We start from the raw sequence: 1,927 nt of genomic DNA, 5'->3' as shown, positions 1-1,927 counted from the left end.
AGGATCTCGAGAAGTACGAAACCGAGATGGAGCTCTCGCTGTACCGCGAATACAAGGACATCGTGGGCCAGTTCAGCTACGTGGTGGAGACCGAGCGGCGGTTCTATCTGGCCAACGGCGTGGAGCTGGTGCCGCGCAACGCCGACGGCGAAGTGTATTTCGAGTTGCAGCTCTCCGATGCGTGGGTGTGGGACATGTACCGGCCGGCCCGGTTCGTCAAGCAGGTGCGGGTGGTCACCTTCAAAGACGTCAACATCGAAGAGGTGGAGAAGCCGGAGTTGCGCCTGCCTGAGTAGTGCGGGGCGCGCAGATGCGCTCTACGCTTGAGCCATGACCGCCCTCGACCGTGCTGTCTCCCGCCGCGCGATTACTGATGCCTTGCTCAAAGCGATGGAGCGCCGCCATGACGTGCTCGACGTCATCGTGGATTCCGACGACCGCCCCGCTGCGGTGAAGGCCATCGCGGAGCTGCTCGGAACGTCACGCCTGGGGTGTGAGGCGGTGATGGGGATGTCGTTTGACCAACTCACCAAGGACTCGCGACGCAAGATCGCCGACGAACTCGACGACCTGAACAACGAGCTGACGTTCATCCTGGGTGAGCGTCCGGCGAGCCTGGGCGAGACGTTGATGCTGTGTCCGTTCGCCGGCGACGCGGACCGTGACATCTTCGCCCTGCGCACCGCCGACGTGCACGCCAGCGGCGACGGTTCCGGGCGCCCGGCCGACGGTCTCGACGACGAGATCCATTCGGGGCTGGCGCGGGTCGACGACGAAGACGCCGCGTGGTTCGTCGCGGTCGATGGGACCGAGAAGGTCGGGATGGTCTTCGGCGACCTCGCCCACGGCGAAGTGAACGTGCGGATCTGGATTCATCCCGCGCATCGCAAGAAGGGCTACGGGACCGCCGCGCTGCGCCGGGCGCGTTCGGAGATGGCGGCCTGCTTCCCCGGGGTGCCGCTGGTGGTTCACGCACCCGCTCAGCCCCGGTAGTCGTCCGGCACTTGTCCACCCCGGGCGGGGCGGCCGAAGACCCGCCGGAACGAATCCTCTCCGTAGCTGGTGGGTTCGGGTTCGCCGGGCATCAGCCGGAAGGTGCGTGCGCCATCGGGGCGGCGCTCGGCGCGCAGGAACACGTCAGCGGGATCTTGGCGGGCGTAGAGGCTGTGGGCAAGGTCGTAGAGGTGGGTGACGAAAACCACTTTGACACCCGTTTCGACGAGGGCGCGCACGATGTCCCGCGCAATTTGTGACCCCTCGCGTTCGTTGGTGGAGGCGAACGATTCGTTGCACAGCAGCATCGACTTCGCCCCGATGTGGTCGGCGATCTGGCTCATCCGGGCGAGTTCCTCGTCGAGCTTCCCCCGTGTCATGGTGACGTCTTCCTCCCTTTTGAAATGCGTGAAGACGCCGTCTCGAACGTTGGCGTGGAACGACTCGGCGGTGACGAACATGCCGGCTTGCATCATCACCTGTGCGGTGCCGACGCTGCGCAGAAACGTCGACTTCCCGCCTTCGTTCGCGCCGGTGATCATGATCAACGACGTGCCATCGGCGTCGACGTCGTTGCCGGTGACTGTCTCGGTGGTGGTCAGGCACAGCCCCACGTCGCGCAGATCGCGACAGCCAAACCGTGGCTCGTCGGCCGTTGTCGGGACCGGAAAACAGGTCGGAACACCGGATGTGGTGAGCCGGTCCCGCAGGTTCACACACCCGAGATAAAACCCCAGTTCGGTACGGAGCCGCACGAAGAATCCCATCACGTGGTCTGCGGATTGGGTGACGGTGTTGGCGACGTCGTTGATGGCTCGCCCGGCCAGCTCGGTGAGGGCCTGGGCGCCGATCTCGTCGCGGCCGTCGATCTCGAAGCCGTAGCCGTCGTGGTTTCCGGTCAGCCGGTCCCACCAGCTGCGGCGCGGCGGCTGGT

The 1,927-nt window shown here is 65.5% G+C and carries 3 protein-coding genes; 2 read left to right on the top strand and 1 reads right to left on the bottom strand.

Annotated features, from left to right (window positions below):
* Together AC2VOP_RS19470 and AC2VOP_RS19465 are read left to right on the top strand one after the other, a co-directional pair.
* The coding region (locus tag AC2VOP_RS19470) for a DUF2469 domain-containing protein (RefSeq protein WP_486962491.1) at positions 1 to 296 on the top strand (296 nt) is incomplete at its 5' end.
* A gap of 34 nt (positions 297 to 330) precedes the next feature.
* Positions 331 to 993: a GNAT family N-acetyltransferase gene (locus AC2VOP_RS19465; protein WP_486962490.1), complete on the top strand. Its 663-nt coding sequence runs from the start codon at positions 331 to 333 to the stop codon at positions 991 to 993.
* Here the strand turns inward: AC2VOP_RS19465 and AC2VOP_RS19460 are convergent.
* The coding region (locus tag AC2VOP_RS19460; RefSeq protein ID WP_486962489.1) for a MutS-related protein at positions 981 to 1,927 on the bottom strand (947 nt) is incomplete at its 5' end. The genes AC2VOP_RS19465 and AC2VOP_RS19460 overlap by 13 nt on opposite strands.

Source organism: Mycobacterium sp. TH-M106, assembly GCF_057473765.1.
The sequence above is the reverse complement of the archived record's forward strand: the minus strand, read 5'-3'. Positions and strand labels throughout refer to the sequence as shown.

What these genes read in the sequence shown, in the direction of transcription:
- AC2VOP_RS19465 (WP_486962490.1), top strand. Translation starts at nt 331, where the DNA reads ATGACCGCCCTCGACCGTGCTGTCTCCCGCCGCGCGATTACTGATGCC.